Origin of the sequence: Aliidiomarina maris (assembly GCF_003987335.1) — a bacterium.
GTDB lineage: Bacteria > Pseudomonadota > Gammaproteobacteria > Enterobacterales > Alteromonadaceae > Aliidiomarina > Aliidiomarina maris.
Genome location: NZ_PIPK01000005.1, coordinates 12,802 through 27,143 on the forward strand (window position 1 = coordinate 12,802; position 14,342 = coordinate 27,143).

Consider the following 14,342-nt stretch of genomic DNA (forward strand, 5'->3'; position numbering starts at 1 on the left):
ATAACCAAGGAACCCCTATGCGTACATTGATGTTTGCCCTCACGGCTCTGTTAGCTTTCGCTAGCACGCCAGTCAAAGCAATGGAATTTGTCGAAGGTCGACACTATCAAACCCTCGACACGCCGCGTACCGATGCGCCGTCGATTACTGAGTTTTTCTCGTTTTATTGTGCCAGTTGTTATCACCACCAAGCATTTAACCAAATGCTGGAAGCGCGCTGGCCTGGGGTGTTGACGAAGTATCATGTTAGTTTTCTTGCGCCGCGCAATTTAGGCCCCGAAGTGCAGCGCGCTTGGGCGGCTGCGCAGTTGCTTGAAGTCGATAAAGAATTTGCTCAAGTTGTATTCGACCGCAACTTCGTCGCGCGTGACCAAGTCGCTTCGAGCACAGCTATGGAAGCTATTTTCGCAGATTTAGGCGTTAGTGCAGAGCGTTTAGAACAAACCATGGCGAGCTTTCAGGTTCGTAGCTTAAGCAACCGTATGGCGCAAGCGGAACGCAGATACCAAGTGTCGGGCACGCCAACCTACGTGGTGAATGGCCGCTATGTGATGGACAACCGCGGGTTTCGCAACAGCAGTGACTTCTTCGCTGATTACCTTGCGCTGGCGGAATACTTGCTCGCCAAGCCGTAAATTAAAGCTCTTTACTATAACATCTAAACACTGATACTTTATACATGCAAATAACAATGCGTGTATGTATGGTATTTCTAGTTAAATGTCTGTATTTAATTAGTTTTTATAATTAGTTAAACCCTGCATATATAAATATAAAAAAGCTAATTGAGTAGCGGGAATGCTGATGACTGACATCGCTGCAAACATATTGTTAACATTAAGGGCGGGGCCTATGTCTGCGGCGGAAATCGCGGCAGGCTTACGGGTTAATGCTACGACTGTGAGTCGGCAGTTGAACCGCTTAGGCCAGCGCGTAATTAAAACAGGGGCGGGGCGTTCAACGCGTTGGTATTTACCGCGGCCGTTGGCAGCAACTCAAGGTTTGCATATGCTGCCGGTGTACCGAGTGGACTTAGCTGGAACAGTGAGCAAAATTGCCCATTTGTATGCGGTATACCCAGCCGAGAGTTACCTTGTCGAATACTTTCGCGAAGGCAACACTGATCAACAACCAGAAACGATTGTGGAATGGACTTATTTTGAGTCGCTACCTTGGTGGTTGACTGACATGCGTCCACAAGGGTTCTTGGGGCGCTCATTCGCCAATCAATTGCGTGCAAAGGGCGAGTTAATTGACGCTGACCCGCGGACCTGGAGCGAAGACCAGGTTCTGTCGGTGCTTGCTGCCTACCCGCAAGACAGTATTGGCAATCTGCTTGTCGGTGAGCAAGCCTACCAAGCATGGCTATTGCGCTCTGAAACATTGCCGATGAGTGATTCAGAAGCTGCAGAGCGAGCTGAGTCTATTGCTCGCGGCGAGCATTTCAATTCCTCTGCGCAAGGAGAGCAACCAAAGTTCACAGCCTGTCGTGCTGGAGTAGAATGTATTGTTAAATTCTCAGGGCGCGTTGAGCACACTGCGATGGACACAGTGGCAAACCGATGGGCGGATTTGTTGCAGGTGGAAGCGCTTAGCTCAAAGGTTTTGAATCGCTCGCTACCTGATATCGCCGCAGATAACCGTAGTTTTCGCGAGAACGGTAGAACCTTTATGGCGTCTCGGCGCTTTGATAGGACGCTTCCGGGTGGTCGAGTTGGGGTGATATCACTTAGTAGCTTAGACGCTGAGTTTGTCGGCCAGGCAAACCAACCTTGGCCTGTCATTATGCAGGCGCTGGCGAACTCAAATGTTGTCACTGAATTGGCGCTGGTACATAGCAAAATAGTTTGGGCGTTCGGCCAGTTGATCGCTAATTCAGACATGCACTTGGGTAATTTATCGGTACTCAATGAAGTTGGGCGACCTTACCGCTTAGCACCTATTTACGACATGCTACCCATGCATTTTGCGCCGACTTCTGCCGGTGACTTGCCAATGCAAACTCGCGCCATTGGGCTGTGCTCGCATGTAAGCAAAGTTCACTGGGAGCTGGCGTACCCGATGGCCATTGAATTATGGCAGCAGGTGGTTCAACACCCAGGCATTAGCGAGCACTTTAAAGTGCTCGCCCAACGCCAGTTGGAGGTGGTGCAAGACTTCGCAGCGGTTATCCACCGTATGGCAAATTAGAACACGTAGATAAAACCGATACCGACTTCAGCTTCGTAGTTGCTGCGTGCTATTGGGCTTGAGCGCACGTCACTGCTGTAATACTCGTATAACGCTTCGCCGAATATTTGCCAATTACGGTTGATAATGTGTCGGTAATTATAGTTTGCGCCGATAGAGCGGAAACCGCCGCTCATATTGGTTTCCGCCAAACCGGAAGCCAGTGATTGCGCGGCGGTAATACCGAAGTCTTTATTGGCGAATTCACTGTCGTGAAATACTGCGACCAGGTTGAATTCATGGCCGGAGCCGTCCCACTTGTCACCGAAGCGGTGGCCAACCCCAAATAGGCCTAAATTACCGTTTTCACCGGTAACCACGCGGCCGACTAACCAAGTGCGCCAGTCGTTGGCAAATGCACGGCGCGCTTCGAGCACGACTTCTATGCCTTCATCACCGTCACCTAAGCCGTCTAAACGACCGTCGCTGGAATCACTTTCTTCCCGACCTTCGTCAAAGCCGACCAAGGCTTGCAATAGCCAGGTTTCATTACGTAAACCACGCCAGCCCAGAGCTTCGCCGGCAAAGAAGAAGATATTATCGCCACGGCGCCATTGCAGGGCACCGGCTGGGTCAAGTTCAAATTCGAATTCGTCTGAGCCTTCGTAGGCGGTTTCATATTCAACGCCAAGGCCTAAGCCTAAGCTCCAGCCGTCGTTACCACGGCTAAAATCGTCCAGCGACGGCAATGGCACCAGCGCGGTGCGCTCTTCTTGGGCCAACGCGGGTTGTAAACACATAGCGGTAGTGAGGGTTGCGAGCAGAAAGCCAGTTATCTTATTCATACTTTGTATTCCAAACCTGTAGTCAGGTATATCAATTGGGTAACACCACGCCAGCGTGGCGATTGACTAATATATGCTGGAAGTTCAGTAATGGATTACAGCGGTTGAAAATATATCTGGGCAAGGCAACGAACGCGGGCTTAGGTGCATTTCTCGGTTTAATTAAACTTAGTTTTGCTGCTGACGTATTAACATGACAAGACTCAACCAGCGCAGGAGAAAACCGATGTCGCTCACCGATGAACAACTATTTAGTTGCCCGTATTGCATGGCAGACAACGCGATTGAAGTTGATGCGATGAACGATATAGGGCAGCAGCAAATTGTGGATTGCCAAATTTGCTGTCAGCCGATTGAAATTACTGTGCTCGAGGGGTTTGACGGTGATTTTGAATTAATTGTGCGTACCGACGACGAGTAGTGTGCGGTTAACTTGTTAAGGTCAACACTAAGCGTCGTGCCCCTGCGTTGTTGCGGTGTTCACACAAATACACGCCTTGCCAGGTGCCGACATTTAAGCGGCCGTCGGTTACCGGCAGGGTAACTGAGCTGCCAAGTAAACTGGCTTTTAAGTGCGCAGGCATGTCGTCCGGGCCTTCGTCTGTGTGCAGGTAGTAGGGCGCGTTCTCAGGCACCATATGGTTGAAGTGGGACTCGAAATCTTGTCGTACACTGGGGTCGGCATCTTCGTTAATGGTGAGTGACGCTGACGTGTGCTGAATAAAAACATGCAGTAAACCAGCCTCTACCTTGCCAAATTGCTGCAACGCCTGCTCAATGTCGCGGGTGATTAGGTGAAAGCCGCGCGGTTTGGGGCGAATGCTCAAGGTGGTTTGTTGAACTGGCATGCAGCGGGCTCCTTGGTTATTTTTTAGATAATGGTTGACTATATGTCAGATCAGCGTATTGTAGTCGGCGTTGGATAGCAAAATATGTTTTAGATCTTCACTTCGTAGCAGAATTATTCGTAATTATCTCCGTCCTGTCGTTTTAATACTTGGTTATTTTCCTTACCCAATGTAACTCAATTTTGAGCTCATTTTTTAATTTCAGGATATTTATTATGTCTAATACTGTAACTGGTACTGTAAAGTGGTTTAACGAAGCTAAAGGTTTTGGTTTTCTAGAGCAACAAGGTGGCGCAGACGTATTTGCTCACTTTAGCGCTATCAGCGGTAATGGTTTCAAAACCTTAGCTGAAGGCCAAGCGGTGCAATTTTCTGTGACTCAAGGTCCTAAAGGTCCTCAAGCAGAAAACATCGTTGCTATCTAAGCAAAGATTCAATTAAGCTTCGGCTTAATCGCAAAAAACGCACCTAGGTGCGTTTTTTTGTGTCTGCTATTTAGGTTTTACCCTAGATTTTACAGGTGTTGATGCCGAGTAAGCGGTACAGGCCACAGAACCGGAACAAACCAGACGCAATGAGCGCAGCACCGAGTATTCACTGTCCTTAAAGTATAGTTATAAATGCGCAAAACAGATAAAAAACGAGACAACGACATCATTCGGGCGTTAACCGAGGTGTGTGAACAAGCCAAGAACGAGCACCTTGGCTTCGCGTGGTTGACCCATGAAGCGAACCACCAAAAGCTAGTTGCGACCTTGCAAGTCACTTTGGTGTTTGACGAGTACATATCCGACGCGCAACTGCTGGCTGGGTTACAAGCTTTGGTGCCGCGTGTTCAACAAGCGCTGGCGCCGATTATCGGTGCAACCTTACCCGCCCGCCAGATTCATGGCCGCCGCGAACACGCACTGCACTGAGAGACGCAAGCTAGGTGGCGAAATCTAGTGTCATCGCAGGGTCCAGTATTTTCGTCAACGCTAAAGGGTCCGAGCTAAAATGTGTATGCGCCAAGCTGGGTGGTTGTGCGTGCTCGGTTTCGATTGCAAGTGATAGTGACATAGACACCTCAGGACAATGCGGAATCATGAAATTGCGCTTTTAGAAAGCGACGGTTTTTCCAATGCGCGATAAACACCAAGCTACCTCCGAGAATGCCCATGACACTTTCAATTGGCCCATGCACGCTTAGGCTGGCAAGTAAAATCAGCATGCCGATAGCGGCGAGTTTGAGTGGGGTGCGGTATTGATAGCGCTTGGCGGATTTAAATACCGTGCTGCCAATCAGCACTAACATCGGCACGAATAGCAGTACGTGTACCCATTCACTGGTGAACGCGGTGGTCAACAGCCCCGTGCCGGCTAAAAGGAACACCACGGGTGCGGCGATACAATGCACGATACATAACCCCGATAACCAAAGTGCGGCGGTATCTTGTTTGACGGTTTGCATGTGTAAGCAATCAGTGAAAGCTGTTTCCATGAGTGTGTTGGTGAGGCGTTATGCGTGATAACAGTCGGTTAAATCGGTCAGCGCGCGCGGTGTGCGCATTGCCTGGACAGTGCCGATTTCCTTGGGGGATTCTCACCGTGGTTATCGCGTCATCGGCACCACTACCGATTATTTTGAGCATTTTAAATACGCCGACCGGCGTGCGTTACAGTTTCGTGAGGGCGTTGAGTTTGACGACTTATTTGACGTCGTGCTGGGTGCTGAGGTGGCGCGTGAATTGGGTTATCGCTTAGGTGATTCGCTGACCTTAAGCCATGGCATGGGCTCCACCAGCTTTATGCATCATGCCGACTTGCCGTTTCGGGTCAGTGGTATTTTGCAGCCAACGGGTACACCGGTGGGTATGGACTCGCGTGTCGCTAGTTTTATGGTGCAGCGGCAAATTAACCAATACCGTCAAGAGCCGTTATCGGCAATTTTGCCGGGTGTGGCCTTGGGCGAATTATGGCAGATGCTTGGCACTGTCGAACGCCTGCTGGCGTTGGTGAGTTATTTAGTTCTGTTCTCTGCTTTCGCGGGGCTGGTCACTATGTTGCTTGCTTCGATGAAAGAGCGCCAACGCGAAATAGCGATTTTGCGGGCATCAGGGGCGCGACCTTGGCATATATTTAGCCTGATTCAACTTGAGGTGGTGGTGATCACACTGCTGGCGTTCACTGTGGCAGTTGCGGCGTACCGCCAAGCCCTGACTCAGAGCTTGGCACCACGGGTTTAAACGAATCTGCACTGGGCAAGCATTTACTCGCTCAGTGCGGACTTAATCTTGTTGGCAAAAGCGACCCACTTTTCACGCAAAGTTTTGCGCTCTTGAATACTTAACGAGCCGAGTATCGACATTCCTTCAATGGTAATGTGAGGCGCTTGACGGCCGCCTACGGAGGGCGCTGTGTTGTCCGTTGAACTTAGCACGCCCGCCATTCGTGTCGACACGTTAACGCCTTCAGGAACCCAGATTTCGGTGGAATTGAGTACGCCTTTAATTTCAATGGTGACGTGTTGGTGGGTAAAAATCGCTTCGCTAAAGTCGAGGTCGACGGAACCTAACACGTTGTAAACCGTGAGGTGGCGAGGCACCACCCACTTGCCTTTGCGCTCTTCGCTACTTAATACACACACTAAGCGCTCGCTATCTTGCTCGCCAACCGCTTGGTATTGTGGGCCTAACTGGGTGTCTTTATACCGACTGTACTGGCTGTCGGCTTCCATCGGTAAATCCGCGACTAAATCGACCAAGTGCTGATGTGATTCACTGTAGGTCGCTTCGTCGAGGCGTCTTTCAAACGCTTCCGCCGAAATGACGCTGTGGCTGTAATTCACAATAAGCTTATCGATGGTCTCTTCACGGACCTGCTCAATAGGGCGGTCTTCTAATTTGACTGGCATGGCGTTCACCTTTCGTACTTGGTTTTATCAGTATGATAACAAGTGAGTAAGCAAGCAACGCGCCAATCTTTATCTAATTGATAAATATAGATTTAATGAAGACTAGGTCGGTATGAGTTGGGCAAACTGCGAAATTTCAGTGAAATTCGCCAGTTTATTGGTGACTTAGCGTGAGGTATTAGCGGTTCACAACTTCGTGATGCATAGGGGCTAGCAATGCTAATAGACGGTTCTGTGCGCCAATCGCGATACCTTGATCGTCCATCGCCAGTTGTAGCGCTTCCACCAACGCATTGAAATCCGAGCGGGTAATGTTGAGCCCTGTGTGCGAGGTGACCATGTCATCACCGCTATATACACAAGGGCCGCCCGCCAGTTCACAAAACTGCTCTGTGAGCATTTGGTGCAAGCGCGCAAGATCGGTTTGTTCAAAGTGATGGCTAATGCGACGGTCTTCTACCAAATTAATCACAAAGCGCTCGTTGAGTTGGTCAATGCCCTCCAGCTCGCCCAAGTCTTGGTATAAGCTTTGCGCCGATGTGCTGGCGCTAAAACTGAGCAGGAAAAACACGCTCGCTGCACTGAATAAAGCTTTGATGTTCATGGTGTTTGCTCCTTAAAATGCAGCTTGTAAGCTTAAATAATAACCCTGCTGACTGGTTAAGCCTGCGATGTCACCCAAATCGACGAAGGCGCCAGTCACTGACACCGACTTGGTCGGGAACCAGGCGATAAATGCGGTCATCCAATCGTCTTCTTTGGCAAAACTTAAGTTGTCAGGCTTTTGGCGATACTCTAAACCAACCGCCAGTGAACGGTGTAAAAATACCCCGACCGCAGCTTCTGCGACCAATTCGTAGCTATCTGACTCGTCACCGCCAAAGCCTAACAAACCGGTTTGGTTGGCACGGGTTGCACGCACGGTCGCGTTGGCTAACCAAGTGCGGTCAAATGGGCCGGCCAGCCAAGCGCGACTGACGGCAATATATGCGTCCCAATCAGAATCGCGCTGTGCGCCTACGGCCTCTGGCAAGCCGAAACGGTTGTTTTGCTTGTACTGCACACCCAGACTAATTTGCGGTAAGCGGTCGAAAATTAAATCACCAGCCAGGCGATACTTAGCGCCAATAACGTTTTGGTTGAGTTCACCGCCAATGGTGCTTAAATCAAAGCTTTGGCGCGCTACGGAAAACTCGAAGCGGTTGTCAAAACTAAAGCTTGCTGCGGTTACGCTTAAGTTAAAGTCATCGACGGATGCGCGGCTTAAACTTACAGTGCCGCCCCATTCGCCTTCTTCCGCATAGCCGGACATAACGGCCCAAGGCACAATACCGCCACCAGCGCTGCCTTCCACCGTGGTGACGCCACCCGTTGCTAATAAGCCACCACCGGCGGCATGGGCCTGCGTGCTGAGCCCAAGGCACAGCGCTGACGCGATGGCTAAAGTTGAGTATCGTAGATTCACTGGGTGTCTCCTGAATGAGGCTTGTTATGCAACATCGCGCCAATATCGGTACGTTCGACCCACGCGGTTAAATCAGCTGCTGCTAGTGGTTTGCTAAAATAATAGCCCTGAATAATATCGCATTTGCGCTCAATCAGCTCTACTAACCCAGCATAGTCTTCGACGCCCTCAGCCACCACACTTAAGCCCAAACGATGGGCAAGCTTGATGGTAGAGGCGACAATAATTTGATCATCGGTGCTGGTGGGTAAGTCTTTAATAAATGTGCGATCAATTTTCAGCTCGTCTGCTGGCAATTGGCGTAATTGTTCTAGCGACGAATAGCCGGTGCCATAGTCGTCTACGGCAACTCCGACCCCAGCTTTGCGCAAGCGCTGTAAAGTTTGAATGGCCGTTTTAGGGTCCTGCATCACCGCACTTTCAGTGACCTCAACCAATAGTAATTGGGGTTTTAACTGTGCTGCGGACATCGCGTGCAGAATTCGGCTGTCGAGCGCCTCATCAGACAAATCGGCAGCAGACAGGTTGACGGACATACGCAGCGTCAGGCCTTGTTGATGCCACTCTGCGGCTTGTCGAATGGCTTCATCAACCACCCAATGCGTAAGCTTAAAGATTTCACCAGATTGTTCAGCTAGTGGGATAAACTCCATCGGGCTAATAAAGCCTAATTCGGGATGAATCCACCGAATCAGCGCTTCAACGCCGTACACCGACTCAGTACTCAGCGCTATCTGGGGTTGATAGACCAAAAAGAATTGCCCTTGCTCAATCGCATTGGGCAGTGCGGCGGCGATCTGAAGCTTACGTTGATACGGTTTGTCGTCACCTATTTGGAAGGTTGCATACTGAGCTTGGTTGGCTTTGGCTTGCATGCGTGCAAATTGCGCCTGGCGCAATAATTCATCAAGGCGCTTGGCAGTATGCGGATGCAATGCAACCCCGGCAGACAATTTAACCGTATATTGGACGTGCTGAATCGTTAGCGCACTGCTCGCGTGCTCAAGTAAGGTCGCGAAGTTGCTGGCCGACGGCGTGCCTGTTTGCATATCCAGAACCACAAACTCGTTGCCAGCCAAGCGAGCAGCCCACTGGCTAGGGCTTAATTGCTGGCGTAATCGATTCGCGAACTCGCGCAGTACCTCGTCGCTAACCGACTGTCCGAACATATCGTTCAGCTGACGAATATTGTCAAAATTCACCACCATCAAGGAGAATTCAGTGTCCTGCTCAATCAGCGCATTGACTTTGTCATGTAAAAAACGCTGGTTCGGTAACTCTGTCAGCAAGTCATGTGTTGATTGGAAGTAGATACGCGTTTCACGCTCGGCAATGGAATGCTGCATAGCGGTGAAGCTGTCAGCCAGCATACCTAGTTCGTCTTTGGCCTTATATTGAATCGTCGCATCATAGCGGCCTTTGGCGATGTAATTGGCTGCAGTTGCCATCATTCGAACTGGATTGGCTATCTGACGCCCAGTGACTAAGGCGAGCAGAATACTGGCCAACAAGGTCACTAACGCGACTAGCAATAACTGTTGGCGCAATGGCACAAAGGGTCTGGATGCGTCTTCTACCGAGGCACTAATCAGCACTTTGATCAATTCCTGTTGCGACGCATTTTCGCTCAGCACAAACCAGTCGCCGGCAAGATCTTGATTGCTTAGCCAGCTGTCGACTTCTGCTTGCGGTAAGCTCCAGTCCAGCTCGCTGGTACTGAGTAACTGTGAGCTGGAAGCTAGCAGGCTGGCACTTGTTGGATTAATCCGGATAAAGCTTAAGTGGTTACTAGTAATTTGGCGTAATTCGTAGGCTAAGTCGTCATTGATCATGAAACCTAACACCACATGCCCCAATAGATGTGGCGCACGTACGGGAACCCCAACCAATTGGTATAAATCACTTTCTAATACGGTAAAACCAAACCCAGCATCTGAACTTTGGGTTGCTCTCAGGAAAGCATCCGGGTCGTCAATATCATGGGTACTGACCAGTACTTCGCTGTCGGGTGAAATTAAGGTAATAAGTTCAGCGTCAATCCGCTGACCATGGTTAATCAGCGCACTTAAAATGGTGTTTTCATCGCCGCTTGCCACGGCTTGGCGAAAGCCAAAGTCGTCAGCAAGCACCGCAGCGGCTTGCGTTAGCTGACTTTCCCGTTGTTCGAGTAACTGAAATAAGACGCGCTCACTGACCTCAAGTTGGCGCTCAACATTTTGGCTCACACTGGCTTGGGTGGCTAAAAAAATCGCCACGATGAGCACGCCCAGAGAGAGCGCGACTAAACCACTTAACGATAGGAGTAGTTTGGCGCGAAAGCTAATTGCCACGGTTTAGGGTTCTCCGGCGAAACCGGGAATCAAGTTCGGAATCTGTGGTCGGCGCTGGTTGCCTGACGTTCACTTGGAAGCTACCCGTTTGAAGCGCTTCGTGCGTGTAAGTAACAGGTTGTGGTTGCATGCCTTGCTCCAGCATCCAGCGGTGCCACACGTGCCAACTGCCGTCTGCAGTGTAATTCGCTGGCAGGCTGAGCGCGCCATTCGCGTCGGACACTGCATAGGTGTCGGCACCGATAAGAATATAGCCGACCATTTGGTCATGAATATTGCAGCCGACAACCACGAGGCCTTGCTCAGGAAAGTCCATGGTGCGGCTCTCACCCGTTGAATACAACTGGAATTCAAATGGGCGTGGACTTGAAAACGAATAGACATGATGGCGCACAGCGTCATTGTTAGGGAAGTCGATTTTGTCGCCCTGCTGTATGACCAGTAACAGGGGCGAAAATTGGTGATTCTTTTGCTGCATTTGAAACTGCTGAGGTGCAGCTGGCGGGGTAAAGTTTTGCTCAAAGCGAACCAGCACAGCATCGGCCAAAGGTGCGCCCGAGGCATCGGTGACGCTCACAGATGCGGGTGCAGCAACTGCTAGAATGGTGCTTATCCATGCGCTGAGCATCATCGTTTCTCCAAAATTAGAATAAGCATATATTTGCTTTTACTATACGAAAATGCAAGCTGAATGGGCACGCCCAGCGATAAAAAAAGCTGGGCACCTAGATGCCCAGCTTTGCTGTGGTTGCTGCTGTGTCGAGACGTTATATCTTAGTTCAGGCTCTGAACTCGGATGTTAATTTCGACTTTACGGTCATTCGCATCGCGACCCTCGACTTCGATGCGACCATCTTGCTCGATTTCAATTTCATCAACTCGGGCAAAGCCTTCTTCTTGAGCCAAGGCAAGTATTTGATTGACTTGCTCAAAGGTTAAGCCCCAAGGTTGCACAACCGTGCGTTGACGCTTTTCTTCCAGCACATCGTTGCCATCGAACTCGACCTCTAAATACCAGCCGTCTTCACCCCAGCCGTCCACTTCAATGCGGCCACGACCTTCATACTCAATTTTTTCAATATGGGTGAAGCCAAAGTTTTGTGGCCCTTGTAATGACGCTTCAGTAATGTTTGCCTGTGCAGAGAAGGCGACAGCCGCGCCAAATACACCAGTGGCTAATGCGATGTTGATCATAGATTGTTTGATAGTCATAATTGACTCCTTATCTTGTGACAGTTATTTGCATCAAATGATTGGCATCAAAGGATGCGATATCTCGAAATTGCAGAGTCACTATAACCAAGTGCAGCTGTCACGGTCGTGAACACGATTGTCATCTTTGGTTCATCTTTCCCGTGGGATACTACCCCCATGAAAACACGTATCTATAGCATCATTTTGAGTGCCGTATGCGCGCTCTATTTAATCCCTTCCTCGCCTGTGGCACTCGCTTCAGGGGCGAACCCTTACCAGTTGGTGCAGCGCGGGGAGATTAAACCTCTTGAGGATATTCTGCAGCGCTTACGGGAAAGTTACCGTGGCGAAATTATTGATATTGATCTTGAATATGACGACGGAATTTATATTTACGAAATTGAGATGATTGGGCCTCAGGGGCAAAAGGCTGAATTTGAGTTTGATGCTGCCACCGGTGAGCTCATATCAGTTAAAGGCAAGCGGTTACAGCAGATGCGTATTCAGGAAAGGGTGCTGCGATGAAAGTGCTAGTGGTTGAGGACGACCGCACCTTAGCGGAGCGACTATGCGAACTACTGCAAGCCGACGGCTTTCGCGTCGACGTGGCCAACACAGGTGCGGATGCAGACTTCTTAATTCAAACTGAGCGCTATGACGCCTTAGTGCTTGACCTTGGTTTGCCCGATGGTTCAGGGGCGAACTATTTACAGCAATGGCGTGATGCTGGCATCGAATTGGTCACCTTAATTCTGACTGCCCGCAGTAGCTGGAGCGACAAAGCTGCAGGCTTTAATGCTGGGGCAGACGACTATTTAACCAAACCCTTTGAGCCAGCTGAGCTGTTATTTCGTCTAAAAGCTATGATTCGTCGCGCCAAAGGGCATGCGCATCCGCAGTTACAAATTGGCGAGTTGCAGCTCAATACTCACCTCAATCAAGTTTTACTGCACGGCTTGGCGCTTAAACTGACAGCCCAGGAACTACGTTTGCTGAGTTACCTTATGCATGCTGCACCTGCCATTGTTAGCCGCACCGAACTTGCTGAGCACGTCTATGAACGCGACAAAGAGCCGGATTCGAATGTAATTGACGTGCAAATCGGACGCCTACGTAAAAAGTTGGGCGGCGACTATATTGTCACTGAGCGCGGTCAGGGGTATCGACTTGTTGCGCCCCGCCCAAGTGATTAACCCATGAGCAGTAACCCATGAGCAGTAACCCATGAGCATTAAGCGCCGTACGGTGATTACCAGCGGGTTTCTTATCCTCTTCGTGCTGCCAAGCTTTGCCTGGTTACTCAACCTTGCCTTCACCAAAGCGGTGACCGAGAGCTTTGACGCCCGCCTGCAGGCATTGCTGAATGTGGTGATAGCGGAGCTCCACGTGACTCCGGAGGGTGGTTTAAGTATGGTTGAATCATTGGGAGACAGACGTTTTAATGAGGTGTATTCCGGCTGGTATTGGCAACTCGCCACTGACAACGAGCCGATTGCAGCGTCACGTTCGTTATGGGACCAACGTTTAACCCCCAACCCCGATGGCACCGTGGGCAATTTAATTTTGCGCGACGGTATTGGGCCGCAAGATCAGCGTTTACGCGTTGCCGAGCGTGACGTATTACTGACTGGCTACCCAGATGTGATTCACGTCATGGTAGGTGGCGATACGCGCGAAATTGTCGCCGAGGTGCGTGCGTTTCAAAGTGTATTATGGCCAGGGATAGTTGCCATTGGTGCCTTGTTGGGGGTTTTCTTAGTGCTCCAGCTGCGTTGGTCATTGGCGCCACTGCGGCGTATGCAATTTAGTTTGGCGCGTTTTCGCCGCGGCCAGCAAACCCGGTTGCAGGGCCGCTTTCCGGTCGAGCTGCAAGGCGTGGTGGATGCATTAAATGATGTACTAGCACGGGACGAACGTTTACTCGCGCGCGGCCGTGAAACCGCAGCCAATTTAGCCCACAGTTTGAAAACTCCGTTAGCGGTTCTTAAAACCTATGTGGGTCAGTTGCAACCAGAGCACGGGCGCATGCTGGGGCAAGAAATTACGCGTATGGAGCAAGTCATTCAGTACCAGCTTGCGCGTGCGAATGCGGCTGGCGCCCATCAACTCACCCAAGCAATTGATGCGCGCCAAGCGCTGACGCCGGTGCTAACGATGTTTAGCCGTGTATGCCAGAACCGAGGTCTAGCGTTCAACGTGCGCGGTGACACCTGCATGTGGTTGATAGCCGCTGAAGATCTACAGGAAATTATTGGTAATTTGCTTGAGAATGCGAGCAAGCATGCACATAGCCAGATTGAGCTCAACTTTGATACGCAGTTAGGTATTTTAGTCAGTGACGATGGACCCGGAATTGACCTTGCTGAGGGTGAAAATATATTTCAGCGCGGTGTGCGCTTAGACGAGCAAACCCCAGGTAGCGGCATTGGTTTAGCCATTGTTGCCGAGTTGGTGGATGCATACGCTGGCAGTATTCAGCTGGGTCTTTCGCCGCTGGGTGGCTTAGAGGTTCACATTCAGTTTCCGACTGCAATTGCCTAAGCGTCACAATTTTGTCATTTTACTTGGTTAGCCTTGCAGCCTGCCTTTAGCGATTAG

General features: G+C 50.3%; 19 protein-coding genes. 9 read left to right on the forward strand and 10 right to left on the reverse strand.

Annotation, left to right across the window (positions count from 1 at the left end):
- Positions 1-17: 17 nt before the first annotated feature.
- Entirely contained in the window at positions 18-635 is a 618-nt protein-coding gene (locus CWE07_RS06650) for a thiol:disulfide interchange protein DsbA/DsbL (protein ID WP_111569293.1), read from the forward strand.
- A gap of 169 nt (positions 636-804) precedes the next feature.
- Positions 805-2,190, forward strand: a complete 1,386-nt coding sequence (gene yjjJ, locus CWE07_RS06655; RefSeq protein ID WP_275541010.1) for a type II toxin-antitoxin system HipA family toxin YjjJ — start codon at positions 805-807, stop codon at positions 2,188-2,190.
- Here yjjJ and CWE07_RS06660 read toward each other — a convergent pair.
- Positions 2,187-3,014 (reverse strand): MipA/OmpV family protein, encoded by an 828-nt coding sequence (locus CWE07_RS06660; RefSeq protein WP_111569291.1) that lies wholly within the window; start codon positions 3,012-3,014, stop codon positions 2,187-2,189. The genes yjjJ and CWE07_RS06660 overlap by 4 nt on opposite strands.
- A gap of 226 nt (positions 3,015-3,240) precedes the next feature.
- Here CWE07_RS06660 and CWE07_RS06665 point away from each other — a divergent pair, with 226 nt between their 5' ends.
- Complete coding sequence (locus CWE07_RS06665; RefSeq protein WP_111569290.1) at positions 3,241-3,435, forward strand: zinc ribbon domain-containing protein; 195 nt, start codon at positions 3,241-3,243, stop codon at positions 3,433-3,435.
- 7 nt (positions 3,436-3,442) lie between these two features.
- On the opposite strand, the gene CWE07_RS06670 is transcribed toward CWE07_RS06665, so the two are convergent.
- A complete protein-coding gene (locus tag CWE07_RS06670; RefSeq protein WP_111569289.1) occupies positions 3,443-3,862 on the reverse strand; it encodes a secondary thiamine-phosphate synthase enzyme YjbQ in 420 nt (139 codons plus the stop codon).
- A gap of 215 nt (positions 3,863-4,077) precedes the next feature.
- Between CWE07_RS06670 and CWE07_RS06675 the strand changes: the two genes are divergently transcribed.
- Positions 4,078-4,287, forward strand: coding sequence for a cold-shock protein (locus CWE07_RS06675; RefSeq protein ID WP_111569288.1), 210 nt, complete (start codon positions 4,078-4,080; stop codon positions 4,285-4,287).
- A gap of 82 nt (positions 4,288-4,369) precedes the next feature.
- Here CWE07_RS06675 and CWE07_RS14690 read toward each other — a convergent pair whose 3' ends face one another.
- Positions 4,370-4,456, reverse strand: a complete 87-nt coding sequence (locus CWE07_RS14690; RefSeq protein WP_111569314.1) for a YgaP family membrane protein — start codon at positions 4,454-4,456, stop codon at positions 4,370-4,372.
- A gap of 26 nt (positions 4,457-4,482) precedes the next feature.
- Between CWE07_RS14690 and CWE07_RS06685 the strand changes: the two genes are divergently transcribed.
- A complete protein-coding gene (locus CWE07_RS06685) occupies positions 4,483-4,779 on the forward strand; it encodes a hypothetical protein (protein ID WP_111569287.1) in 297 nt (98 codons plus the stop codon).
- A gap of 149 nt (positions 4,780-4,928) precedes the next feature.
- Here the strand turns inward: CWE07_RS06685 and CWE07_RS06690 are convergent, their stop codons facing one another.
- A complete protein-coding gene (locus tag CWE07_RS06690; RefSeq protein ID WP_181452264.1) occupies positions 4,929-5,312 on the reverse strand; it encodes a MerC domain-containing protein in 384 nt (127 codons plus the stop codon).
- Between the two features lie 91 nt (positions 5,313-5,403).
- On the opposite strand from CWE07_RS06690, the gene CWE07_RS06695 reads away from it, so the two are divergent.
- Positions 5,404-6,087, forward strand: coding sequence for an ABC transporter permease (locus CWE07_RS06695; protein ID WP_111569285.1), 684 nt, complete (start codon positions 5,404-5,406; stop codon positions 6,085-6,087).
- 23 nt (positions 6,088-6,110) lie between these two features.
- Here the strand turns inward: CWE07_RS06695 and CWE07_RS06700 are convergent, their stop codons facing one another.
- The 6 genes from CWE07_RS06700 to CWE07_RS06725 all read right to left on the reverse strand — a co-directional run bounded on the left by CWE07_RS06700 (position 6,111) and on the right by CWE07_RS06725 (position 11,762).
- Complete coding sequence (locus CWE07_RS06700; RefSeq protein ID WP_111569284.1) at positions 6,111-6,755, reverse strand: LiaF domain-containing protein; 645 nt, start codon at positions 6,753-6,755, stop codon at positions 6,111-6,113.
- Between the two features lie 178 nt (positions 6,756-6,933).
- Positions 6,934-7,359: a group I truncated hemoglobin gene (locus CWE07_RS06705; RefSeq protein WP_111569283.1), complete on the reverse strand. Its 426-nt coding sequence runs from the start codon at positions 7,357-7,359 to the stop codon at positions 6,934-6,936.
- Positions 7,360-7,371: 12 nt separating this feature from the next.
- The gene (locus CWE07_RS06710; protein ID WP_111569282.1) at positions 7,372-8,220 is read right to left on the reverse strand and encodes a DUF3034 family protein; all 849 of its coding nucleotides are present in this window, start codon (positions 8,218-8,220) and stop codon (positions 7,372-7,374) included.
- On the reverse strand, positions 8,217-10,550 hold the full coding sequence (locus tag CWE07_RS06715; protein ID WP_111569281.1) for a putative bifunctional diguanylate cyclase/phosphodiesterase: 2,334 nt from the start codon (positions 10,548-10,550) through the stop codon (positions 8,217-8,219). Before CWE07_RS06715 ends, CWE07_RS06710 begins: the two co-directional genes overlap by 4 nt.
- Entirely contained in the window at positions 10,540-11,181 is a 642-nt protein-coding gene (locus tag CWE07_RS06720) for a cupredoxin domain-containing protein (protein ID WP_111569280.1), read from the reverse strand. Before CWE07_RS06720 ends, CWE07_RS06715 begins: the two co-directional genes overlap by 11 nt.
- A gap of 143 nt (positions 11,182-11,324) precedes the next feature.
- Positions 11,325-11,762, reverse strand: a complete 438-nt coding sequence (locus tag CWE07_RS06725) for a PepSY domain-containing protein (RefSeq protein WP_111569279.1) — start codon at positions 11,760-11,762, stop codon at positions 11,325-11,327.
- Between the two features lie 159 nt (positions 11,763-11,921).
- On the opposite strand from CWE07_RS06725, the gene CWE07_RS06730 reads away from it, so the two are divergent.
- From CWE07_RS06730 to CWE07_RS06740, 3 genes are read left to right on the forward strand one after another with little or no spacing between them, the layout of a single operon-like run.
- Positions 11,922-12,269, forward strand: coding sequence for a PepSY domain-containing protein (locus tag CWE07_RS06730; protein WP_111569278.1), 348 nt, complete (start codon positions 11,922-11,924; stop codon positions 12,267-12,269).
- Positions 12,266-12,937, forward strand: coding sequence for a response regulator (locus tag CWE07_RS06735; protein WP_111569277.1), 672 nt, complete (start codon positions 12,266-12,268; stop codon positions 12,935-12,937). Before CWE07_RS06730 ends, CWE07_RS06735 begins: the two co-directional genes overlap by 4 nt.
- 31 nt (positions 12,938-12,968) lie before the next feature.
- Positions 12,969-14,285 (forward strand): ATP-binding protein, encoded by a 1,317-nt coding sequence (locus CWE07_RS06740; protein WP_111569276.1) that lies wholly within the window; start codon positions 12,969-12,971, stop codon positions 14,283-14,285.
- The last annotated feature ends 57 nt before the right edge of the window (positions 14,286-14,342 follow it).